This is a genomic window from Frigoribacterium sp. VKM Ac-2530 (assembly GCF_015350835.1).
Classification (GTDB): domain Bacteria; phylum Actinomycetota; class Actinomycetes; order Actinomycetales; family Microbacteriaceae; genus Frigoribacterium.
The window spans coordinates 1428394-1449267 of the sequence record NZ_JADKSE010000001.1 but is presented as its reverse complement, the minus strand read 5'-3'; the positions used below and the strand labels follow the sequence as shown (position 1 = coordinate 1449267).

The window sequence follows — 20874 nt, the reverse complement described above, 5'->3', positions numbered from 1 at the left end:
GCCCCCGATGATGGCGACCGGCCGCCACGAGGTCAAGGGAACGCGAGCCCGCCGCCGTCGGCGCCGCCGCCGCTCGCGTCGTGGTCGTCGACCTCGAGGCTGATCCCGATCGGGCCCCACCCCTCCGTGGGCGGCTGGGCGAGGGGCGGTCGCTCGACGGTCACGTGTCCTCCTGCAGGGTCGCGGGTGCAGCAGGCTGGACGTGTGCCTGGTGCAGGGCCACGCAGGGGCTGGGCGGGGTGAGTCGAACCTACCCGGAGGGAGCTACCGCCGGTAGGCGCTGCCGTCGCAGGTGTGCACGGCCGAGTCGTCAGAGAGGGTTCTGAGGTTGTAGCTCGCGCAGTCGACGAAGGTGCCGATGCTGATCCTGCGGGCCGAGCGCTGCAGCTCGCCCCTGGACGGGCCGTCGGAGCCGATCCCGGCACGGTGGACCGTCCAGGCGATGTCCCGCGCCTCCTCGTCCAGGTACCGCATCACCGCCTCGTTGTCCTCGTGCTGTCCGATGTAGCCGCGGGCTATCGTGCTCCGCACCAGCCGGAGGGCAGGGGCGAGCGGCTTGCCGGGCGCGGCGCTCAGCCCGCCGGCCTGGTAGAGGAGGCGCTCCGTGCCCGTGCGGCGCATGGCCGGCACGAGCGACCGGACGAGGGGCGTGTTCACCGGGCGCTCGCGCTGGGCTGCCGCGTCGCCGAGCATCATCACGACCGCGTCGGTGCCGTCGAGCAGTGCGTCGAGGTCGAGGTCGTCGGTGACGGAGCCCTGCACGACCTCGAGGCGGTCGTCGTCGAGGGCGAGCTTCGAGGGCGTCCGCGCCAGGACGCGGACGCGGTGTCCGTCGGCGAGGGCGAGGCGGGTGAAGTGCTGTCCGGTCTGGCCCGTGCCGCCGAACACGAGGAGGGATCGCTGAGTTGTCATGCGGCCAATCTAGTCACTGACTAGAAAATAGGCAATGACTAGTGCGGGTCTATGCTGGGCCGATGACGCAGCGGCCCTTCCACCACGGGAACCTGCGGGCCGTGCTGCTCGACGAGGCGACCGCGGTCCTGCGAGAGTCGGGCGTCGACGGGTTGTCGCTGCGCGACCTGGCGCGCCGGGCCGGCGTCAGCCACGGGGCCCCCCGGAGCCACTTCGTCGATCGTCAGGCGCTGCTCGACGCCCTCGCGGAGTTCGGCTTCGAGCGGCTGACGGCGGACGTGCGCCGGGTGCTGGAGGCCGGCGGCGACCTGCCCGTCCGGTTCCGGCGCGTGGCGCGGGCCTACGTGGACTTCGCCATCGACGACGCCGCCCTGATGGAGCTCATGTTCCAGGCCAAGGTGACCCAGCGGGCCGGTCGGCTGCACGAGGCGGCGGGCGTCCTCTTCTCCGTGCTCGACGGTGCGCTGGGGCCCGCCGCGGACGAGCCCGCCGACGCCGACGCTCGCGACGTCTTCAAGATGCTCTTCGCGGCGACCATGCAGGGGATCGCGGCGCTCGTCTCGTCCGGCCGCATCGCCCGGGCGCAGGCCGACCGCCTCGTGGACGCGGCCGTCGACACGATGCTGGAGTCGTCCCTCCGGGAGAGGGCCACCGAGGCGCCCTGAGCGGATCGGCGCCGGGGTGGTCGGGCTGGCCGGGCTGGCCGGGCCGCCTCAGCGGACGAGGTGCGAGTAGTCGGGCAGGTCGATCGCATCGGCCGGGGGAGAGAAGAGCTTGCCGCCGACCGCGCGGAACGCCCGGCTGGCGCCGATCCTCGCGGCGGTGTTCAGCAGGGCGATCCCGGGACGAGTCCTCGGGTTCGCGAGGCGGGGGGCCCCGGGCGGGAGCTGCTGGGCCTGCGCGACGTAGGGGCGCATGATGCGCTCGTAGCCGCGGAACGCGTCCCGGTGGTCGACGTGGGCGGCGATCTCCCCGGCGAGGACGTAGGCGCCGACGAGGGCGAGGCTCGTGCCCATGCCGCTGATCGGTGACGCACACCAGGCTGCGTCGCCGAGCAGGGCCACGCGCCCTGAGGTCCATCGGGGCGCGTGCACCTGGCCGATGTGCTCGAAGTAGAGGTCGCCCTCCTGCTCGAGCCCGTCGAGGATGCGCCGCGCCTCCCAGCCGGCGTCGGCGAACTTCTCGCGGAGCAGGTCCTTCTGTTCGTCCGGACCGAGGCCGGCGTGAGCACCCGGTGTCGACAGGAACGACAGCGTGGCCCGGATCGTGCCCTTGGTGTCGGGTCGCAGGGTCATCGTGCGCCCGCCGGCGGCGTTGTACCAGCGCGCCCAGTCGCTGTCGCGCTCCGTCCGCGGGATCGTCAGGTACGAGGTGTCCAGGCCCAGCGGTCGGATGGTCGGGGCGCTGCCGAACACGAGTCGACGGGTGCGCGAGTTCATGCCGTCCGCGATCACGACGAGGTCGACGTCGCGGTCGCCTCCGTGCTCGAACGACACCCGGACGTGGTCGGGCTGGTCGTCGATCGCGGCGATGCTGTCGCCGAAGACGTACTCGACGGCATCTGAGCTGCCGGAGCCGGCAGTGCCGGAGCCGACGGAGGCGTCGACCAGCAGGCGGGCGAGGTCGCCCCGCAGGATCTCCAGCTCGGCCGTCGCGCCGCTCGTGTCGGAGGTGCTGGCCGGGAACCGCGCGACGGTGCTGCCGTCCGACCGGACGAACTCCGTGCCGAGCTCGCCGGTCGTGGCGTCACGGATGCCGTCCTCGACTCCCATGCGACGGGCCACCGTGCGGCCTGCGCCGCGGACGTCGATGTTCTGCCCGCCGTCGCGGAGCTCGGGCGCACGCTCGACGACGGTGACCTGCCACCCGTGGGCGGCGAGCCAGTATGCGAGAGCCGGCCCGGCGATGCTGGCGCCGGAGACGAGGGCGGTCTTGGCAGGGATCATGGTCGTTCCGCTCATTGGTAATCAATCAGATTGGCAAGATCGAGTATTACCATGGTGGGCATGGACGTCAAGCCGGACCTGCCCTCGACCCCGCCGAGCCGCACCGAGCGCACCGACCGCGCCGAGCGCACCGCCGCCCGCCGTGACGGGAGCGACGGCGCAGGCGGCGACCTCCGCGCGCAGGTGCAGCAGATCGCGATCAGGCAGCAGCGCTTCGAGCAGCACCTCGCCGCCGAGCTCGACGTGGACCGTGCGGGCCTGGAGGCGATGGACCACCTGATGACGACGGGGCCGACGACCCCGACCGAGCTCGCGCGCCGCCTCGGCATCTCCACCGCCGCGACGACCCTGGTGCTCAACCGGCTCGAGGCCGCCGGGCACCTGCGGCGCGACCCGCACCCGACCGACCGGCGCAAGCTGGTCGTGACGGCCTCCGAGGAGTCGTCCGACCGCGCCTGGGGCCACGTCGCGCCCCTGATCGACAGCGTGGAGGCGCTGATCGAGTCCCTGGGGGTGTCCGAGCGGACGATCGTCGAGGACTTCGTCCGGGGCCTGCTCGCCGCCTACGACGACGCGACCCCGGCACCGGCTACGGCTACGGCTACGGCTACGGCGCGAGGCTCTGCAGGAACGCGAAGTGACCGCGCAGCGCCTGCGACCCGGCCGCGGTGAGGGTCACCCACGTCCGGGCCTGGCCCTTCGCGCGCTGGACGCGTCGGAGCTCGACGTAGCCGGCCTCGGTCAGGGTGCGGAGGTGCTTGCTGAGGGTCGCGTCGGAGACGTCGAGCCCCTCGCGGAGCACCCCGAACTCCACCTCGCCGCCGCGCGCGAGCATCGCGCAGATCTGCAGTCGCTGGGGCGCGTGCACGACGGCGTCGAAGACCGGCTCGGGTGCGGCTCCGCTCACCGGGCGTCCCCGGTGCCGAGCTCGCCGCCCAGGCGGCGACGGGCGGACGCGTCGGCGGGGGGTCCGAGGGCGAGGGTGACCACTCCGGCGACGCCGGCGGCGACGCCGACCTGCCAGAGCGGCTCGTCCTGGGCGATGACGACGAAGGCCAGGGCCGCGACCATCACGACGAGGGCGATGACCGCCCAGGGGGCTCCGAGTGCGAGGAACCGCCACCGCTCGGGGTTCGCCCGGGCGACGCCGACGTCGCGGACGCGGCGGCGGGAGAGGGCGATGAGGCCGACGAGGCCGAGCAGCATCCACCCGGTGCTGTCGGGGGCGCCGAGGCCGTAGACCATGGCCGCCACGAGGAGGCCGCGGAGGGCGTGCACCCACCAGGGCGAGCGGACGCGGGCGGCCATGCGGGCCTGGGCGTCGTTGGCGACCCGGAAGGCGGCGACGGGGTCGACGGGCTGGGACGAGTTGTCGTTCGAATGGCTTTCCATGTCGGCAACACTAAGTGTTTCCGAGTCGGAAAGTCAACCGGGTGGTCGCGCCGCGTGGCAAGCTCCGCACCATGACCGACATCGACTGGAATTCCGGCACCTGGACGACGGCCCCCGCAGAGGTGCACGTCGCCCCCGACGGCCTGCACGTGACGGCCGTCGAGGGGAGCGACGCCTGGCGCACCACCTCCTACGGCTTCGTGCACGACACCGAGCACGCGCTGCTCGTCCCGTTCGAGCAGGACACGGCCCAGGAGGTGTCGTTCCGGCTGGACTTCACCGCCCAGTTCGACCAGGCGGGCATCTTCGTCGAGATCGACGACGAGACCTGGACCAAGGCCGGCGTCGAGCGCAGCGACGGCGAGGACAGCCTGGGCGCGGTCGTCACCCGCGGCATGTCCGACTGGTCGCTCTCGCCGGTGCCCGGCTGGCACGGCCGTGAGGTCACGATCCGCGCGAGCCGCTCCGGCGACGCGCTGACCGTCCGGGCCCGCGTGGACGACGAGCCGTGGCGGCTCGTCCGGGTGGCGCCCCTCGACGCCAGCGCCCGCGTCTCGGCGGGGCCGATGTGCTGCGCCCCGTCGCGCGGCGACCTCACCGTGCACTTCACCTCGTGGACGACGGGCGAGGCCGACGCGAGCCTGCACCCCGAGAGCTGAGGAGGCGGCGAGCCGAGTGCCTGTCGGCCGCGCACACGCTAGACAGGAGTCCCCGAACAGCGACAGGAGCACCATGACCGACCCCGAGGAGCCCGCTGGCTCCGCCGCGGATCGCCGCTTCCGCGAAGCGCTCCGTGAGGGCCTCGCTGCCGCCGAGCGTGAGAGCCAGGCCGAGGCCCAGGGCGACGGACCCGTCGCGGACCAGCCCGCCCTGCCCAGGCAGGGTCAGTCCGTGCGCACGGACCGGGGGGCTCCCCGGTCCCGCTCCGAGGTGTTCATGGACTGGGCGCCCCTCGCCGTGGCCGTGCTCGCGATCGCCGCGATCGTCGGCATCGCCCTCTACGGCCTGAACGGCGGCGACCTCGGCCCCTGGTGAGCTGCAGGACTTGCACCTGACGCGACGTCATGTGGTCTGGTGGGGACCGTTGCACCACCTCCGACGCCCCCTCAGGAAGGCCCCGCCGTGTCCTCGTCCTTCATCCCGCCTCGCCAGGTCGCCATCGGCGACGCCGCCTCGTTCGTCGGCACGACGCCGAGGGCGATCCGCCACTACCACTCGCTGGGGCTGCTGCCCGAGCCCGAGCGCGACGGCGGCGGGCGTCGCCGCTACGACTACGACGCCATGATCCGGCTGCTCTGGATCCGCAAGATGACCGACGCGGGCATCGCCCTGGGTGACATCCGCGACGCCTTCGCGGGCGCCTCCGCCGACGGTCCTGCCGCCCTCGGCCCGGTCGACGCCGGAGCTCCTGACCGTGCCGCTGCCGGCCAGGGCGACGTCGCGGACGTGCTCGAGCAGCTGGAGGCGACGCTCGAGGCGAAGGAGGCGGAGCTGCAGCGCCAGCGCGCCGCGGTCCGCCGCATGCGCGCCCTGGGCAGCCGGACCGGCCTGCTCGACGAGTTCGTCTCCCGGCGGCTCATGGGCTTGCCCGAGGGCTCGCTCCGGCAGGACGACCTCGACGCCCTGCTCGTCACCGAGCGGATCTTCGGCCCGCTCGGCGCCGCCGTGCAGGCCGGCCGCTTCGTCGCGCTCGCGGCCCGACCGGAGCTCCGCGCGCAGTCTGATCGCGTCGACGCCGCCGAGGCGGCGCTCGACGACGCGGTCGCCGTCGACGACCCCCGCGTGGCCGAGGTGGCCGCCGAGCGGCACGCCTTCGAGGAGGTGCTGCTCGCGGTCATCGAGGAGTCCGGCCAGGACGCGCAGGACGACGCGCTCGTCGCGGCCTGGGACGAGCTGCACCCGGAGGGGGCCGCCCCTGAGCACGACACCGGCGCCGACGGCGGGTCCGGGTCCGGGGCCGGTCGCCGGCGGAGGTCGCGGAGCCTCGCGGACGCCGTCGGCATGATGCCCTACGACTTCTCCCCGGCCCGGGCTCGCTGCCTGGAGCTCTCCCTCGAGCTGTCCCTGGCCGGCGCCGTGGACGAGTCGACCGCCGATGCGAAGGCCCGCGCGGGCACGTCCTCCTGACCCGTCCGTCCGTGCCGGCGCCCGCTGGCACGCGAGGGGCGCCTCCCAGATCAGCTCACAGCGTGGTCGTCAGCACCCCGCCGTCCGCCCGCAGGGCAGCCCCGTTGGTCGCCGACGCGACGGGGCTCGCGAGGTAGGTGATGAGGGACGCGATCTCCGACGGCTCCAGGAACCGCTCGAGCAGCGTGGTCGAGTTCTGGCCGATGACGGCGTCCCGGACCGCCTCGACGGGCGCTCCTTGCGCCTCCGCGATCCCCGTGACGGTCGCCTCGACCCCGTCCGACCAGGTCGGTCCGCCGAGCACGGTGTTCACCGTGACCGCCGTGCCCCGCGTCGTCTTGGCGAGGCCGTTCGCGAGCGCGATCGTGGCCGCCTTCGTGACGCCGTAGTGCACCATGTCGGCCGGCACCGAGACGCCCGACTCGCTGCTGACGAACACCACTCGCCCCCAGCCGCGCTCGAGCATGCCCGGCAGGAGCGCCCGCGACAGCCGGACCCCGCTCATGACGTTCACCTCGAAGTAGCGCTGCCACTCGGCGTCGTCGATCGTCGCGAACGGCGCCAGGCCGAACAGCCCGACGTTGGCCACGAGCACGTCGACGTCGCCGAGCCGGTCGATCAGGTCAGCGACCTGCACGGCGTCGGAGAAGTCCGCGGCGATGCCGGCGACCGGCACTCCGGGACGTTCCGCCCGCAGGCGGGCGACCGCCGCCTCCACCCGGTCCGCGCTGCGGCCGTTGAGCGCGACGTGCACGCCCTCGGCGGCGAGGGCGGAGGCGACGGCCCAGCCGATGCCGCCCGTCGAGCCGCTCACGAACGCGGTCCTGCCGTCGAGCTGCATGTCCATGTCTCTCCGTCCCAGTCCCGGAACCCGAGACGCCTATGACTTGCTTGAGCAAGTCACGATACGCACGATGACTTTCCCGAGCAAGTCAGCCCGGCTAGGCTGGCCGCATGACGCTCAGCACCGACGAGCTCGCCACGTGGGCCTCGCTCGCCACCCTGCTCGAGCGCCTGCCGACGGCGCTCGACGCGCAGCTGCAGCGCGACAGCGGCCTCACGCACTTCGAGTACGGCGTCCTCGTCGCCCTCGACACGGCGCCGGACCGGACCCTGCGGCTCAGCGTGCTCGCCGGCTACGCCGCCTGCACCCTCTCGCGGCTGTCCCGCGCGATGACCCGGCTTGAGAAGGGCGGTCTCGTGCAGCGCGCCGTCGACCCCACGGACGGCCGCTTCACGCTGGGCACGCTGACCGAGCACGGCCACGACGTGGTGCAGGCCGCGACCCCGGGGCACCGCGAGCTCGTCCGCCGACTCGTCTTCGACCTGCTGACCGACGAGGAGGCGCGGCGCCTGGGGCAGCTCACCGGCCGCCTCGTCGAGGCCAGCGGCCCCGGGCCGGCGTGGTCGCCGCCGTCGCCCCCGGCCCCGCCCGCCTGAGGGACGCGCCCCGGCTGGTGAACCGACACGAAGTGCTCCCGGGGGGGGGGCGAAAGAGAGCGATCTCGCCCGGTCCGCTCGGGCTGAGAGGCCTCGGATCGACCTCAGGAGGTGCGGGGAGGTCGATTCCAGGCCTCTCGTCAGCACAGCAGCGCGGAGAGTTCACTTGCGGCGCAGCCGGTCAGGGCACAGGCTGCGGCCATGAAGACACCGAGCGAAGATCAGGCGGTCGACCAGGTCGTCGACCGGATGAGCACGAAGTACCCGCTGATGGCCCGCAGCCACATCCAGGGCATGGTGAGCCAGGTGCACGCGGGGTTCCGCGGGAACCCCGTCCGCAGCTACGTCCCCGTCCTGGTCGAGCGCCAGGTCAAGGCGCGCCTCGCGCAGGAGGCGCTGGCCCTGGCCGCTGCCGGCTGAGGCCGGCCGCAGCCCACCGGTCCGCAACTCCCCGGGCTGCGTCCCACCGGGCAGCAGGTCACCAGGCCGTCGGGTCGTCCGCGCCCTCGGCGACGAAGATGCAGAACGGGTGCCCCGCAGGGTCGGTGAACACGTACAGCGCCTCCGCGGGGTCGGCGCTCTGGTCGTCCACGACTGTGGCGCCGAGCGAGACGGCGCGTGCCCGGTGCTCCTCGAGCTCGGCGGCGTCGGCGACCATGAAGTCGAGGTGCAGCTGCTGGGGCACCGGGCCGTCGGGCCAGGTCGCCCGCGGCAGCTCGGCCACCCGCTGGAACGCGAGCCGCACCCCGGCAGGAGTCCGGAACGCCACCCACTCGGCGCCGTCGTCGGTCCCGTCCGCGGCGGGCTCGTCGCCGGGGCGGGCTGGTTCGTCACCAGGGCGGTACGTGCCGCCGACCAGCCCGAAGTAGAAGCTCGCCAGGGCACGCGCGTCCTCGGCGTCGAGCACGGTCTGTCGCAGGTGGATGGTCATGGCGGGAGGCTACGCCTGGGTCGGCCGCGCCTCCAGGGCCCCTGGTGGGTGACCACCGACGGGCGGAGTGCCCCGTCTCCCGCCGGGGGTGCCCCACCGGAGCACCCATCCGGCCGCCCCGGCGTCGTACGGTCGATGCCATGGACAACAAGAGCGAGGTGCGGGACTTCCTCACCACGAGGCGAGCCCGTGTGACACCCGAGCAGGTCGAGCTGCCCGGCGGCCCTGGTCGGCGGGTGCCGGGCCTTCGACGGACCGAGGTGGCGATGCTCGCCGGCGTCAGCGTCGAGTACTACTCGCGACTCGAACGCGGTGACCTCGGGGGCGTCTCGGAGGCGGTGCTCGAGGCGATCGGCAGCGCTCTGCTGCTCGACGACGCCGAGCGGTCGCACCTGGGCGACCTCGCCCGGGCAGCGAACGAGTCGCCCGTCCGCAGCCGCTCGCGGCCACGCTCGCGGCCGTCGGGCATCTCCCGCGCCCTGCAGCTGGCCCTCGACTCCGTGACGGCCGGCCCGGCCTTCGTCCGGAACGGCCGGATGGACGTGCTCGGCGAGAACGCGCTCTTCCGCGCCCTCTACTCCGACCTGTACGCGCTGCCCGACCGGCCCGTCAACCTGGCCCGCTTCGTGTTCCTGCACCGCGAGCTGGCCGAGGCGTTCTACCCGTCGTGGTCGATCGCCGCCGACATCAACGTCGCCATCCTCCGCACCGAGGCGGGCCGCGACCCGCACGACAAGGCGCTGCACGACCTCGTCGGCGAGCTCTCCACGCGCAGCGACGAGTTCCGCGCCCGCTGGGGCGCGCACGAGGTCCGGCACCACGCGTCGGGCAACAAGTCGTTCCGGCACCCGGTCGTCGGCGACCTCGAGCTCGTCTACGAGGCCATGGAGCCGATGGGGCAGCAGGGGCTCAACTTCCTGATCTACAGCGCCGAGCCGGGCTCGCCGACCGAGGAGCGCCTCCGCCTCCTCGCCAGCTGGGGCGCGACCCCCGCCACCCAGGAGGTGCGGGAGACAGGGCTGGCCGGCCGGCACCCGAGGAACGACGACGCGCGACGAGAGGACACCCCCCGATGAAGTACGGACGACTCGGCACCACGGGCCTGCGCGTCAGCAGGATCGGCCTCGGCTGCATGAGCTACGGCGACCCCACGCGGGGCCTGCACACCTGGACGCTCGACGAGGAGGCGTCCGCGCCCTTCTTCCGCCAGGCGGTCGAGCTCGGCGTGACGTTCTGGGACACCGCGAACGTCTACCAGCAGGGCACCGGCGAGGAGTTCGTCGGCCGTGCCGTGCGCGAGTACTCGCGGCGCGAGGAGATCGTGCTCGCCACGAAGGTCAGCGGCAAGGTGCACGACGGGCCCGGCGGCTCGGGGCTCTCGCGCGCGGCGATCCACGAGCAGGTCGACGCGTCGCTGCGGCGCCTCGGCACCGACTACATCGACCTCTACCAGATCCACCGCTTCGACGACGAGACGCCGGTCGAGGAGACGATGGAGGCGCTGCACGACCTCGTGAAGGCAGGCAAGGTCCGGTACACGGGTGCGTCGAGCATGTTCGCGTGGCAGTTCGCGAAGCTGCAGACGGCCGCGGCCGTGCACGGCTGGACGCCGTTCGCGTCGATGCAGGACCAGTACAACCTCCTCAAGCGCGAGGAGGAGCGGGAGATGATCCCGCTCTGCGCCGACCTCGGCGTCGGGCTCGTCCCGTACTCGCCGCAGGGCAAGGGGCGGCTGACGAGGCCACGTGACGTGACGACCGACCGATCGGCCGTCGACGAGGTCGCGAAGGCGTTCGACACCGACGCCGACGGCCCGATCATCGACGCCGTCGAGCAGGTCGCTGCCGAGCACGAGGTGTCGATGGCGCAGGTCGCGGTGGCCTGGGTGCTCCGGAACCCCGTGGTCTCGGCCCCGATCGTCGGCGCGACGAAGCCGCACCACCTCGCCGACGCCGTGGCCGCGCTCGAGGTCGAGCTGACCGACGACGACGTCCGCCGCCTCGAGGAGCACTACGTGCCGCAGGCGCCCTTCTGGTGGTGACCCACGGCGCCCGACCAGCTCGGGCGGCGTCCGGGACGTCGGGCCCTTGACGGCGGGGGTGCCGGGGGAGAGGGTGTGCGCATGACCCTCTTCCTCAGCTGTCCCGTCGCGGACGTCGAGCGCGCGACCGCCTTCTACGCCGCGCTCGGCTGGGACCTGCAGGCGGGGATGTCGGGCCCCGAGTCGTCGTGCTTCGCGATCGCGCCCGACCAGAACGTCATGCTGACGAGCCGTGCGATGTACGAGAGCGTCGGCGGCGTCGAGGAGCTGATCGGCGGGCCCGACACGCCCTCGAAGGTGACGTTCTCGTTCGACCTGCCCAGCCAGGAGGCGGTCGACGAGCTGGTCGAGCGCGCCGCGGCCGCAGGCGGTCGCGTCGGCGACACCGACGACTACCCCTTCATGTACCAGCGGCAGTTCGACGACCTCGACGGCTACCACTGGTCGCCGTTCTGGATGAAGCCGGACGCCGAGGCCGAGGCCGACGCCGACTCTGACGCGACCGCTTCCGCGTAGGCGCCCACCGCCTCCTGGAGTGCACGGCCCGTTGTCTGCGGTCTGGCTGGACGCGCCTTCGTGCACGAGGTGCACTCTCGGGACATGACCGAACGAGACGACGCCTTCACCGCCCTCACCGTCCAGCGCGCCCAGGAGAACGTGGACGCCGGGGGCAAGCCCTTCGCGTGCCTCCTCGTCCGTGACGGCGAGGTCGTCGTCGAGGCGAGCAACCACGTCGCCCAGACGGGCGACCCGACCGCGCACGCCGAGATCCTCGCCATCCGCCAGGCCGCCGAGCAGGGCATCACCGACCTGCGCGGCTTCGACGCCTACGTGACGGCGTACCCCTGCCCGATGTGCCTCGGCGCGCTCTACTACGCGCAGCCCGACCGGGTCATCTACGCGGTGAGCCGCGAGGAGGAGGGCGAGCACTACGAGGACGGCAACCGGCTGATGAGCCTCGCGACCTTCTACGACGAGTACGCGAAGGCCCCCGAGGACCGCGCCCTGGCGGCCGAGCAGGGCCACGTCGAGGGCGCGACGGCGCCCTTCGCGGACTGGACCGCCCGGCACTCGTCCTGACGCCTCCTCGACGGGTGCGTCGCACGCCCCTTGACAGGCGCGACATGTAAGTGTTCACTCAGTCACATGTCTCCTACCAGCACGGGCACCGCCTCCGGCACCGCCCTCCGCTCGACCGCCGAGGCGCAGCGCGCCCGGATCACGTCGGCCGCGGTGAGGGTCTTCGCCGAGAAGGGGTACCACGCGACGCCCGTCGCGGACGTGGCCGCTGCCGCCGGGGTGTCGCCGGCCTACGTGTTCCGGCTCTTCCCGGGCAAGCTCGGGGTGTTCCTCGCGGCCGTGGAGGACACGTACTCGCGGGTGGCAGTCGCCCTCGTCGGGGCAGGCGAGGCGAGCTCGTCGACCGATCCGGCGGGCCGTCTCGACGCGATGACGGAGGCGTACGTCGCCCTCGTCGAGGACCGCGACCTGATCATGATGCAGTCGCAGGCGCAGAGCGCGAGCGCCGTCCCCGAGATCCGCGCTGCCGTGCGCGACGGCCTCCGCGACGTGGTCCGGGCGGTCGAGCGGGTCTCCGGCGCAGCCCCGGCCGACGTGCAGCGGTTCATCGCGTACGGGCAGCTGTGCCACCTGATCGTGCAGACGGACCTCTCGTCCGTCGGCGACTCCTGGGCCGCCTCGGTGACCGCGGGGATCCGGCACCGGTGACGAGCGCCTCCTGCGCCCTTCTTCTTTCCTGTCCGCAGTTGTGACTGACCAGTCAGTAATTAATCCCACCACCCACTCGAGAAGAGAGATCACGATGACCGACACCACTGCCACCACCACCCGCGTCGTCCTGCCGGGCGTCGTACCGCCCTCCGGGCTGCTGATCGAGCAGGTCGCGACACCCGAGCCGCGAGCGGGTGAGCTGCTCGTCACCGTCGAGGCGACCGGCATCTCGTTCGCGGAGCAGGCCATGCGGCGCGGGCGCTACCCCGGTCAGCCGGCGTTCCCCTTCACGCCCGGCTACGACCTGGTCGGGACGGTGTCGGCCGTGGGCCCGGGCGGCGACCGCACGCTCGTCGGCCGCCGCGTCGCCAGCCTCACCAAGACGGGCGGGTGGGCGACCCAGGCGGTCGTGCGCGAGCGCGACTCGGTCGTCGTGCCCGACGGCGTCGCCGCCGAGGACGCCGAGACCGTCACGGTCAACGGGGTGACGGCGTGGCAGATGCTGCACAGGTCGGCGCGGGTCCGGCCCGGCGGGACAGTGCTCGTCTTCGGCGCCAACGGGGGAGTGGGCGGCGTCCTCATCCAGCTCGCGCTGCACCACGGCGTGCGGGTGGTCGCGGCGGCGTCGCCTCGCCACCACGACGTGCTGCGCCGTGCCGGCGCCGAGCCCGTGGACCACGCCGATCCCGACCTCGCCGCGCGCGTCCGCGAGCTCGCCCCCGGCGGCGTCGACGCCGTGTTCGACAACATCGGCGGCGAGGTCACGCGCACCGCGTGGACGACGCTCGCGCCCGGCGGCACGCTCGTCGCCTACGCGATCGCGAGCGCGACCGGAGGCACGGGGAGCATCTGGCCGCCGTTCCTGCGGCAGCTCGTCCGGATCGGGGCCTGGAGCGTCCTCCCCAACGGCCGACGGGCGACGTTCTACGACCTGTGGAGCGGGCACTTGCGCACGCCGCGACGGTTCCGTGCCCGTCTCGAGCACGACCTGGGGCAGGTGCTCGAGCTCGTGCGCGACGGCGTCGTGGCGGCGAACGTCGCGGCCCGGTTCCCGCTGGAGGCGGTGGTCGAGGCCCTGGAGCTCGCCGAGTCCCGCACGCTCGCCGGCAAGGTCGTGCTGGTGCCGTGAGCTGCCCGGCGGCTGCCGGTCGCGGGCGGCCGGCGCTCGTCGGCTGCCGGCGGCCGGTGGCCGGCCCGGCAGTGTCGGCGGCCGGTGCTACCGTCCGGGCATGACGTGGGAGGAGCGGCCGTGACCGAGGTGATCGGCGCGGTGGGCGGCGAGCCGCGGCCCGACCACCTCCTCCCGCAGCAGGCGGCCGAGGCCGTGCACGCCGGGTTCCCCTCGCCGGCGCAGGGCTACTACAACGGGCCCGTCGACCTGAACCGGCACCTGATGCGCGACCCCACGGCGACGTTCCTCGTGCGGGTCAGCGGCGACAGCATGACGGGCGCCGGCATCTTCGACGGCGACGAGCTGGTGGTCGACCGCGGTCTCGACGCCCACGACGGCAACGTCGTCGTGGCGGTCGTCAACGCCGAGCTGACCGTCAAGCGCCTGTCGTGGCGCGACGGGCAGATGGTGCTCAGCCCCGAGAACCCGGCCTACCCCGAGATCGTGCTGTCCGAGCTCGACGAGGCGACGATCTGGGGCGTCGTGACGAGGTGCCTGCACCGTGTCTGAGCCAGGGAGGGTCGCTGAGCGCAGCATCGCGATCGTCGACGCGAACAACTTCTACGTCTCGTGCGAGCGGGTCTTCGACCCGTCCCTCGAGGGCCGGCCGGTGGTCGTCCTGTCGAACAACGACGGCTGCGTCATCGCCCGGTCGGAAGAGGCGAAGGCGCTGAACGTCGACATGGCCGCGCCCTGGCACAGCATCGCGCCGATCGCCGAGATGCAGGGCGTCGTGGCCGTCTCGAGCAACTACGAGCTCTACGGCGACATGTCGGCCCGGTCGGCCGAGGTCCTCAGCCGCTACACGAGCAGCCAAGAGGTGTACTCGATCGACGAGTCGTTCATCGAGCTGACCGGCACGCTCGACGAGACGGTCGCGCAGGCCCGCGAGATCCGCCGGGCCGTGCGCAAGCTGATCGGCCTGCCCGTCAGCATCGGCATCGCCCCCACGAAGACCCTCGCGAAACTGGCGAACCGCGGCTCGAAGCAGAACCGGGCACTGGGAGGCGTCTGTCACCTGGGCAGCTACGCCCCCGACCGGCAGACCGCGATCCTCGCCAGCGTCGACGTCGGCGACGTCTGGGGCATCGGACGCCGCACCGCGAAGAAGCTCGCGCCGCTCGGCGTCCACACCGCTGCCGACCTCCGCGACGCCGACGCGGCGCGGATCCGCGCGCGGTTCGGGGTCGTGCAGGCCCGGGTCGTGCACGAGCTGCGCGGCGTCGACTGCCTGCCCATCGAAGAGGTCCAGCCCGAGCGCGAACAGATCTACCACTCGCGGTCGTTCGCGGTGCCCGTCACCACGGTGACCGAGCTCGAGGAGGTGCTGTCGGTGTACACGCAGCGGGCCGCGGCTCGGCTGCGGAGGCAGGGCTCGCTCACGCGGATGATGCGCTGCTTCGCGGCGACCTCCCCGTTCTCCGACAGCGCCGCGCACACGAACCACTCGGTCTCGGTGGCGTTCCCCGAGCCGACCGACGACGCGGCGACCCTCGCCCGCGCGGCGATCGCCGCGCTCGGCCCGCAGCTCGAGGCCGGCAAGCGGTACGTGCGCGCCGGCGTCACGCTGATGGAGCTCACCCCGCGCGACGAGCACGCGAGCCTCGACGTGTTCGACCTCGAGGGCGCCGCGCCGCCGGCCTACGGTGCGGTCATCGACCGCATCGCGGGCAAGTTCGGCGAGGACACCCTGGGGCTCGGGGTCGCCGGGCTCCGTCACCGACGAGGCTGGTCGATGAAGCGCGACATGGTCTCGCCCCGGGCGACCACCCACTGGGACGAGCTCGCCACCGTCAGGGCGAACTGACCCGCGTCACCGGAGAGGCGGGTCAGCGGGGTGGGGCGCCGCGGGTGCGCTCAGCGGATCACCCGCGTCGCCACAGGCGGCCGACCGGGTACGGTCGCGATCATGGGGGCGACGGAGCTGGTGTGGTGGGTCCTGCGCCCGGTGCTGCGCCTCCGGCTGGCCTGGTTCCGGCATCTCGTCCGCGGCGGCACGTTCCCGCCTGCCCCGACGGCTGCTGCTGTCCAGGCGGCGGTCGAGGCTCGTGCCGACCCGTCGGCCGACCGGGTCGGCTGGCTCGGCAGCCCCGCCGCGGCCCGCTTCGGCGTGCTGCACGACGACCTCACCACCCTCGCCCGCGTGGCCGTGCTCGTCGAGGCGCACCGTGGCCGGCCCCTGGTGTGGATCGAGGCCGGGGCCTCCCTGCGCACGGTCCGCGATGCTGCGCGCGACGAGACCCCGGCACTCGCGGACGTCGACGTGACCGTCGTCGCGCTCGGATTCAGCGACGTCCTGCTGATGACCTCGACGGCGGCCTGGACGCGCGACCTCGACCGGCTCCTGGACCGTGCACGTCGGCCCGGTCAGGTGCTCAGCCCCGTGATCGTGGGCGGCGTGCCCCCGATGGACCGCTTCACCGAGACCGCGTGGATGGGCCGTGAGCTCATCCGTGCCCAGGCCGCGCGTCTGGACGCCGCGACCGAGGAGCTCGTCCGCCGTCGCGGCGACTGCGTCCTCGTGCGCTTCCCCGACCTCGACGCAGGAGCCGCGCAGGTGCGCGGCCGTCTCTGGTCGTGGTCGCGGGTGCACCAGCTCTGGGCCGCGGCCCTCGCACCCGAGCTCGCGCGCCTCCTCGACGAGGACGCCTAGCCCGCCGGTCCGCGACCGGCGGCGGGAGCCCGCCCGCCGTGCCCCTCCCTGTTCAGGACCGAGGGTCCTGGATGCGGGTGGAGAGGCACCAGTCGGCGATCAGCGACGTCGTCGTCGTGAACTCCCCGAGGCCAGGCCGGTTGAGGAACGCGTGCCGCGTCCCCGCGATGATGTGGTGGTCGACGTCGACGCCCGAGGCCGCGAGCTCCGACGCGAAGAGGTCGCCGGAGGCACGCATGTTGTCGTGCTCGGCGTTCACGACGAGGGTGCGGGGGAACAGCCCGACGTCGTGCCCGCCGGGGAAGGCGAGACGGTCGCCCAGGACCCGTCGCGAGCCGGCGTAGCCACGGTTCATCGCGTCAAGGGCCCACGGGGCGTGCGTCACGCGACGGTGGCGTCGCGACCGCTGTCGCGGATCGCGTGCCCGAGGGTGCACCCCGTGGAAGAACCCGTACGCGAAGACGGCCCCGACGGGGCGGACGCCCTCGTCGAGGGCCCGGAGCGTCGCCGCGGCCGCGAGGCACGCGCCCGCGCTGGCTCCGCCGAGCACCACGCCGTGGGGCGACCGGGCGAGCACGTCCTGGAGGGCGGCGGCCACGTCGTCGAGGGCGGCCGGGAACCGCTCGCGACCCGGGACGACGAACGACCGCGCCCAGCCCAGTCCAGGAGGCGGCGCGAGGCGGTAACCGGCCGTCGCGACCCGCAGGCCCAGGCCGGCGAGCGTCGTTGCGACCTCGTGCGCCTCGGGGATGTCGAGGCTGCCCCTGAAGAACCCGCCCCCGTGCAGCCACAGCAGCGTGGGACCGGGCGTCCGACCGTCCAGGACGCCCTGACCGGGCTCGTACCAGCGGAGCAGGGGAGGACTCGTGCGCCCTGCCTCGTGCCCCTGGTCGTGCCGAGGCTCGTGCGCCAAGAAGATCCCCTCCCTCGAGGCCGCATGGCCGCCTCCCATGCCGATCCTAGGGAGCACGACGGCCGAGGCGTGCCCGCACGGCAGGATGTCCCCATGACGGACATCGACGGCATCGACATCGCCCACGAGCTCGGCCAGGTCGAGGCGCACTGGACCCCGCGGGTCGTGGGGCAGGTCAACGACCAGTACGTGAAGGTCGCGAAGCTGCTCGGCGAGCTCGTCTGGCACGCCCACGACGCCGAGGACGAGATGTTCCTCGTCGTCTCGGGCCGCCTCCGCATCCAGCTGCCCGGCGACCAGGAGGTGGTGCTCGGCCCGGGCCAGTTCCACGTCGTGCCCCGCGGGGTGCAGCACAACCCGATCGCCGACGAGGAGGTGCAGATCGTCCTGATCGAGACGGTCACCACCGCGCACACCGGCGACGTCGTCGTCGAGGGCACCGTGCCTGTCGAGCGCCAGCTGGGTGCCTTCCGCTGACCGGAGGCGCCGCTGACCGCGCCGCGGCGGCGCGACAGGCGAGAAGGGACGCGGCAAGCGTGGGCCCGCGCCTGCCGCGTCCCTTCTCGCCTACGCCCCGGGATCGGCGGGCGGGCGGAGCCCCACGGCGGGCAGGACGACGCCGTCGATCAGGCCGAGCAGGAACGCGCGGTCGACCGGCTGCTTCATGATGATCGTGCGGTAGGCGACCATCGACGGCGAGATGAGAGCGAGGTCGTCGATCGCGATGTCGGCGGGGATCTCGCCACGGTCGATCGCCCGCTGCAGCAGCCGGCGGTTGATCTCGACCCGGGGCTGGACGATCGCCGTGTTGACGGCCGCGGCAAGCTCGGGGCTGTCGGCGAGCAGCGAGACGATGCCGGCCATGACCTTGAGCTTCTTCTCGTTGTCCTGGATCGAGTGCGGCCTGATCATGGCGACGAGGTCGCCGCGCAGGGTGCCGGTGTCGGGCAGGCCCACCGGGTCGCCCGGGCCGGGGGCGGCCTTCATGCAGGCCACGGCGTCGATGACGAGGTCGCTCTTGGACGCCCAGCGCCGGTAGACGGTGGCCTTGCCGGCCTTCGCCCGCGTCGCCACCATCTCGATGGTCATCCCGTCGTAGCCGGTCTCGGCCAGCACGTCGATCGCCGCCTGCAGGATCTCCGCGTCGCGCGAGTGGTCGCGCCTGCGGCCGAGCTTGGGGGGAGTCGTCCCCGGCTCGACGCCGGCTGCGGGCTCGACGGGAGTCTCGACCTCGACGGCTGCGTCGTCCTGCGTCATCGCTCCCTGCCTCCTTCGTCGGCTTCCCCATCCTAGGCGGACATATCCGAAACTGGGTAGTTCCGAAACTGTCGCGAACCGTATAGAGTCCCCGACATGACCCAGACCTCACCCGCCACGAGCGGCCCTCCCGCCGTGGCGTCCCGCCGCTGGTGGACCCTCACCACCGTCGCGCTGGCCCAGCTCATGGTGGTGCTCGACTCGACCGTCGTGAACATCGCCCTGCCCAGCGCGCAGGCCGACCTCGGCTTCTCGGACGGCGACCGCCAGTGGGTCGTCACCGCCTACTCCCTCGCCTTCGGCAGCCTCCTCCTGCTCGGCGGCCGCCTCTCCGACCTGATGGGCCGCAAACGCACCTTCGTGATCGGCCTCGTCGGCTTCGCGCTCGCCTCGGCCCTCGGCGGCGCCGCGGGCAGCTTCGGCACGCTCGTCGCGGCCCGGGCCCTGCAGGGCGCGTTCGGCGCGCTGCTCGCCCCGACGGCGCTCGCCGTCCTCACTACCACGTTCACGGTCCCGAAGGAGCGTGCGCGCGCCTTCGGCGTCTTCGGCGCGATCGCCGGGGCAGGAGGCGCGCTCGGGCTCCTGCTCGGAGGCGTCCTCACCGAGAACGCCGACTGGCGCTGGAACCTCTACATCAACGTCGTCATCGCGGTCGTCGCCGTCGTCGGCGCCGTGCTGTTCCTCCACACCGTGCCGCGTCAGGGCCCTCGTCCGAAGCTCGACGTGCCCGGCACGGTGCTCGTCTCGGCCGCGCTCTTCTCGCTGGTCTACGGCTTCTCGAACGCGGAGGCCGAGGGCTGGGGCTCGCCGCTCACCTGGGGGTTCCTCGCCGCCTCCGGCGTCCTGCTCGTCGCGTTCGTCGCGTGGCAGCGCCGTGCCGAGCACGCGTTGCTGCCGCTCAGCGTGGTCCTCGACCGCAACCGCGGCGCGGCCTACCTGTCGGTGACGATCGCCGGGGCCGGCATGTTCGGCATCTTCCTCTTCGTCACCTATTACCTGCAGACCTCGCTCGCCTACACGCCGATCCAGACGGGCGTCTCGTTCCTGCCGATGATCGGCATGCTGATCCTGGCGGCGCAGCTGTCGACGAACGTCTTCGTGCCGCGCTTCGGGCCGAAGGTCATGGTGCCGTTCGGCATGCTCCTCGGGGCGGCGGGCATGCTCTACCTGACCCGTCTCGGCCTCGACAGCACCTACGCCCGCGACGTGCTGCCCGCGCTGATGGTGCTCGGCTTCGGCATGGGCTCGATCATGCCCGCCTCGATCCAGACCGCCACCCTGGGCGTCGACCGAGGCCACGCAGGAGTCGCCTCCGCGATGGTCAACACGGGCCAGCAGGTGGGCGGCTCGATCGGCACCGCGCTGCTCAACACCCTCGCGGCCACGGCCACGACGGGCTACGTCGCGTCGCACCTGCCCGCCGACGCCCGCACGGCGGCGGAGGCCGCGGTTCACGGCTACGCGACCGCGTACTCGTGGGGCGCCGGCTTCTTCCTGCTCGGCGCCGTCCTCGCGGTGACGCTGTTCCGCACGAAGGCCGACACGCGAGCCCGGGCCGAGGCCGCGGCCGCCCGGGCTGCGCAGGCGGACGATGCCGGCGCCGCGGACGCCGGTGAGGGCTCGCCGGCACCCGAGCCGGTCGTCGCGCACTAGCCCTGCCGACCCGGACGCAGGGAGCCCCCGCCGACCGCCTCCGAGGCGACGTCGACGGGGGCTCTCCCGCGTCCGGCGGACCGATCCGGATAGCCTTGGCCGCATGTCACGTCGGGGTCCGTACGCGAAGGGCGTGGCCAAGCGCGAGGAGATCCTCCGCACGGCCCTCGAGGTCGTCGACCGGAACGGGATGCGGGGCACCTCGGTGCGCGAGCTCGCCGACGCCGTCGACCTGACCCAGGCGGGCCTGCTGCACCACTTCGGCAGCAAGGAGGCGCTGTTCCTCGCCATCCTCACGGTGCGTGACGACGAAGACACGGAGCGCGCTGCGGGGCTCGACGTCATCGACCAGTTCCTGCTGGTCATCCAGCGCAACGCGAGGACGCCGGGCATGGTGCAGCTCTTCACGAGCCTGGCCGCGGCCGCGACCAGCGACCCGGCGCACCCGGCGCACGCCTGGTTCGCCGAGCGCTACGTCCGCTTCCGCACCCTGCTGACCGAGAGCATGCGCGAGCGCCAGACCCGCGGCGAGGTGCCCGCCGACGTCGACGTCGAGAAGCTCGCCGCCGTGATGATGGCGGTCAGCGACGGCATGCAGCTGCAGTGGATGCTCGACCCGTCGACCGACATGTCCGCCCACGTCCGGCTCGTCTGGGAGCTCGCCCTCCGGAGCGCCCCGCGGTCGGTCTCGGGCTGAGCGTCGCCGC

Annotated in this window: 28 protein-coding genes; 19 read left to right on the top strand and 9 right to left on the bottom strand. The window is 73.2% G+C overall.

Annotation, left to right across the window (positions count from 1 at the left end; genetic code table 11):
- Nucleotides 1–32: 32 nt before the first annotated feature.
- Both ITJ48_RS16415 and ITJ48_RS06860 read right to left on the bottom strand, forming a co-directional pair.
- A complete protein-coding gene (locus ITJ48_RS16415; protein WP_255524497.1) occupies nt 33–164 on the bottom strand; it encodes a hypothetical protein in 132 nt (43 codons plus the stop codon).
- 100 nt (nt 165–264) lie between these two features.
- Complete coding sequence (locus ITJ48_RS06860; protein ID WP_194612912.1) at nt 265–912, bottom strand: NAD(P)-dependent oxidoreductase; 648 nt, start codon at nt 910–912, stop codon at nt 265–267.
- Nucleotides 913–974: 62 nt separating this feature from the next.
- Here ITJ48_RS06860 and ITJ48_RS06855 point away from each other — a divergent pair, with 62 nt between their 5' ends.
- Entirely contained in the window at nt 975–1577 is a 603-nt protein-coding gene (locus ITJ48_RS06855) for a TetR/AcrR family transcriptional regulator (RefSeq protein ID WP_194612911.1), read from the top strand.
- A gap of 48 nt (nt 1578–1625) precedes the next feature.
- On the opposite strand, the gene ITJ48_RS06850 is transcribed toward ITJ48_RS06855, so the two are convergent.
- Entirely contained in the window at nt 1626–2858 is a 1233-nt protein-coding gene (locus ITJ48_RS06850; RefSeq protein ID WP_194612910.1) for an FAD-dependent monooxygenase, read from the bottom strand.
- Nucleotides 2859–2918: 60 nt separating this feature from the next.
- On the opposite strand from ITJ48_RS06850, the gene ITJ48_RS06845 reads away from it, so the two are divergent.
- A complete protein-coding gene (locus tag ITJ48_RS06845; protein ID WP_194612909.1) occupies nt 2919–3530 on the top strand; it encodes a MarR family winged helix-turn-helix transcriptional regulator in 612 nt (203 codons plus the stop codon).
- Here ITJ48_RS06845 and ITJ48_RS06840 read toward each other — a convergent pair.
- Together ITJ48_RS06840 and ITJ48_RS06835 are read right to left on the bottom strand one after the other, a co-directional pair.
- Entirely contained in the window at nt 3466–3765 is a 300-nt protein-coding gene (locus tag ITJ48_RS06840) for a transcriptional regulator (RefSeq protein ID WP_194612908.1), read from the bottom strand. The two genes, ITJ48_RS06845 and ITJ48_RS06840, sit on opposite strands and share 65 nt — an antisense overlap.
- Nucleotides 3762–4250 (bottom strand): hypothetical protein, encoded by a 489-nt coding sequence (locus ITJ48_RS06835; protein ID WP_194612907.1) that lies wholly within the window; start codon nt 4248–4250, stop codon nt 3762–3764. Before ITJ48_RS06835 ends, ITJ48_RS06840 begins: the two co-directional genes overlap by 4 nt.
- A gap of 71 nt (nt 4251–4321) precedes the next feature.
- Between ITJ48_RS06835 and ITJ48_RS06830 the strand changes: the two genes are divergently transcribed.
- From ITJ48_RS06830 to ITJ48_RS06820, 3 genes are all read left to right on the top strand, one after another.
- Nucleotides 4322–4909, top strand: a complete 588-nt coding sequence (locus tag ITJ48_RS06830; protein ID WP_194612906.1) for a DUF1349 domain-containing protein — start codon at nt 4322–4324, stop codon at nt 4907–4909.
- Between the two features lie 73 nt (nt 4910–4982).
- Nucleotides 4983–5285, top strand: coding sequence for a hypothetical protein (locus ITJ48_RS06825; RefSeq protein WP_194612905.1), 303 nt, complete (start codon nt 4983–4985; stop codon nt 5283–5285).
- Nucleotides 5286–5372: 87 nt separating this feature from the next.
- Nucleotides 5373–6377: a MerR family transcriptional regulator gene (locus ITJ48_RS06820; protein ID WP_194612904.1), complete on the top strand. Its 1005-nt coding sequence runs from the start codon at nt 5373–5375 to the stop codon at nt 6375–6377.
- A 55-nt stretch (nt 6378–6432) separates the two neighbouring features.
- Here the strand turns inward: ITJ48_RS06820 and ITJ48_RS06815 are convergent, their stop codons facing one another.
- On the bottom strand, nt 6433–7224 hold the full coding sequence (locus ITJ48_RS06815) for an SDR family NAD(P)-dependent oxidoreductase (RefSeq protein ID WP_194612903.1): 792 nt from the start codon (nt 7222–7224) through the stop codon (nt 6433–6435).
- A gap of 107 nt (nt 7225–7331) precedes the next feature.
- Between ITJ48_RS06815 and ITJ48_RS06810 the strand changes: the two genes are divergently transcribed.
- Together ITJ48_RS06810 and ITJ48_RS06805 are read left to right on the top strand one after the other, a co-directional pair.
- Nucleotides 7332–7817 carry a MarR family winged helix-turn-helix transcriptional regulator gene (locus ITJ48_RS06810; protein WP_194612902.1) on the top strand — a complete coding sequence of 162 codons (486 nt, stop codon included), beginning with the start codon at nt 7332–7334 and terminating at the stop codon, nt 7815–7817.
- Between the two features lie 201 nt (nt 7818–8018).
- Nucleotides 8019–8237 carry a three-helix bundle dimerization domain-containing protein gene (locus ITJ48_RS06805; RefSeq protein ID WP_194612901.1) on the top strand — a complete coding sequence of 73 codons (219 nt, stop codon included), beginning with the start codon at nt 8019–8021 and terminating at the stop codon, nt 8235–8237.
- A 58-nt stretch (nt 8238–8295) separates the two neighbouring features.
- Here the strand turns inward: ITJ48_RS06805 and ITJ48_RS06800 are convergent, their stop codons facing one another.
- On the bottom strand, nt 8296–8748 hold the full coding sequence (locus ITJ48_RS06800) for a VOC family protein (RefSeq protein WP_194612900.1): 453 nt from the start codon (nt 8746–8748) through the stop codon (nt 8296–8298).
- A 140-nt stretch (nt 8749–8888) separates the two neighbouring features.
- Between ITJ48_RS06800 and ITJ48_RS06795 the strand changes: the two genes are divergently transcribed.
- The 9 genes from ITJ48_RS06795 (at nt 8889) to ITJ48_RS06755 (ending at nt 16344) form a co-directional block, all read left to right on the top strand.
- Complete coding sequence (locus ITJ48_RS06795) at nt 8889–9824, top strand: helix-turn-helix transcriptional regulator (protein ID WP_194612899.1); 936 nt, start codon at nt 8889–8891, stop codon at nt 9822–9824.
- Nucleotides 9821–10789, top strand: coding sequence for an aldo/keto reductase (locus ITJ48_RS06790; protein WP_194612898.1), 969 nt, complete (start codon nt 9821–9823; stop codon nt 10787–10789). The genes ITJ48_RS06795 and ITJ48_RS06790 overlap by 4 nt, the downstream gene beginning before the upstream one ends.
- An 81-nt stretch (nt 10790–10870) precedes the next feature.
- The gene (locus ITJ48_RS06785) at nt 10871–11305 is read left to right on the top strand and encodes a VOC family protein (protein WP_194612897.1); all 435 of its coding nucleotides are present in this window, start codon (nt 10871–10873) and stop codon (nt 11303–11305) included.
- Between the two features lie 84 nt (nt 11306–11389).
- The gene (locus ITJ48_RS06780) at nt 11390–11869 is read left to right on the top strand and encodes a nucleoside deaminase (RefSeq protein WP_194612896.1); all 480 of its coding nucleotides are present in this window, start codon (nt 11390–11392) and stop codon (nt 11867–11869) included.
- Nucleotides 11870–11935: 66 nt separating this feature from the next.
- A complete protein-coding gene (locus tag ITJ48_RS06775) occupies nt 11936–12517 on the top strand; it encodes a TetR/AcrR family transcriptional regulator (RefSeq protein ID WP_194612895.1) in 582 nt (193 codons plus the stop codon).
- Nucleotides 12518–12611: 94 nt separating this feature from the next.
- The gene (locus ITJ48_RS06770) at nt 12612–13649 is read left to right on the top strand and encodes a medium chain dehydrogenase/reductase family protein (RefSeq protein WP_194612894.1); all 1038 of its coding nucleotides are present in this window, start codon (nt 12612–12614) and stop codon (nt 13647–13649) included.
- Nucleotides 13650–13790: 141 nt separating this feature from the next.
- Nucleotides 13791–14201, top strand: coding sequence for a LexA family protein (locus ITJ48_RS06765; protein ID WP_370544854.1), 411 nt, complete (start codon nt 13791–13793; stop codon nt 14199–14201).
- Nucleotides 14194–15498: a Y-family DNA polymerase gene (locus ITJ48_RS16410; protein ID WP_194612892.1), complete on the top strand. Its 1305-nt coding sequence runs from the start codon at nt 14194–14196 to the stop codon at nt 15496–15498. Before ITJ48_RS06765 ends, ITJ48_RS16410 begins: the two co-directional genes overlap by 8 nt.
- 102 nt (nt 15499–15600) lie before the next feature.
- The gene (locus tag ITJ48_RS06755) at nt 15601–16344 is read left to right on the top strand and encodes a hypothetical protein (RefSeq protein WP_194612891.1); all 744 of its coding nucleotides are present in this window, start codon (nt 15601–15603) and stop codon (nt 16342–16344) included.
- A gap of 52 nt (nt 16345–16396) precedes the next feature.
- Here ITJ48_RS06755 and ITJ48_RS06750 read toward each other — a convergent pair whose 3' ends face one another.
- A complete protein-coding gene (locus tag ITJ48_RS06750) occupies nt 16397–17257 on the bottom strand; it encodes an alpha/beta hydrolase (RefSeq protein WP_194612890.1) in 861 nt (286 codons plus the stop codon).
- A gap of 93 nt (nt 17258–17350) precedes the next feature.
- Here ITJ48_RS06750 and ITJ48_RS06745 point away from each other — a divergent pair, with 93 nt between their 5' ends.
- Nucleotides 17351–17734, top strand: a complete 384-nt coding sequence (locus ITJ48_RS06745) for a cupin domain-containing protein (RefSeq protein ID WP_194612889.1) — start codon at nt 17351–17353, stop codon at nt 17732–17734.
- A 90-nt stretch (nt 17735–17824) separates the two neighbouring features.
- Here ITJ48_RS06745 and ITJ48_RS06740 read toward each other — a convergent pair whose 3' ends face one another.
- Nucleotides 17825–18514, bottom strand: coding sequence for a TetR/AcrR family transcriptional regulator (locus ITJ48_RS06740; RefSeq protein ID WP_194612888.1), 690 nt, complete (start codon nt 18512–18514; stop codon nt 17825–17827).
- A 96-nt stretch (nt 18515–18610) separates the two neighbouring features.
- Between ITJ48_RS06740 and ITJ48_RS06735 the strand changes: the two genes are divergently transcribed.
- Both ITJ48_RS06735 and ITJ48_RS06730 read left to right on the top strand, forming a co-directional pair.
- Entirely contained in the window at nt 18611–20167 is a 1557-nt protein-coding gene (locus ITJ48_RS06735) for an MFS transporter (RefSeq protein ID WP_194612887.1), read from the top strand.
- A 103-nt stretch (nt 20168–20270) separates the two neighbouring features.
- Nucleotides 20271–20864, top strand: a complete 594-nt coding sequence (locus ITJ48_RS06730; protein ID WP_194612886.1) for a TetR/AcrR family transcriptional regulator — start codon at nt 20271–20273, stop codon at nt 20862–20864.
- Nucleotides 20865–20874 lie beyond the last annotated feature (10 nt).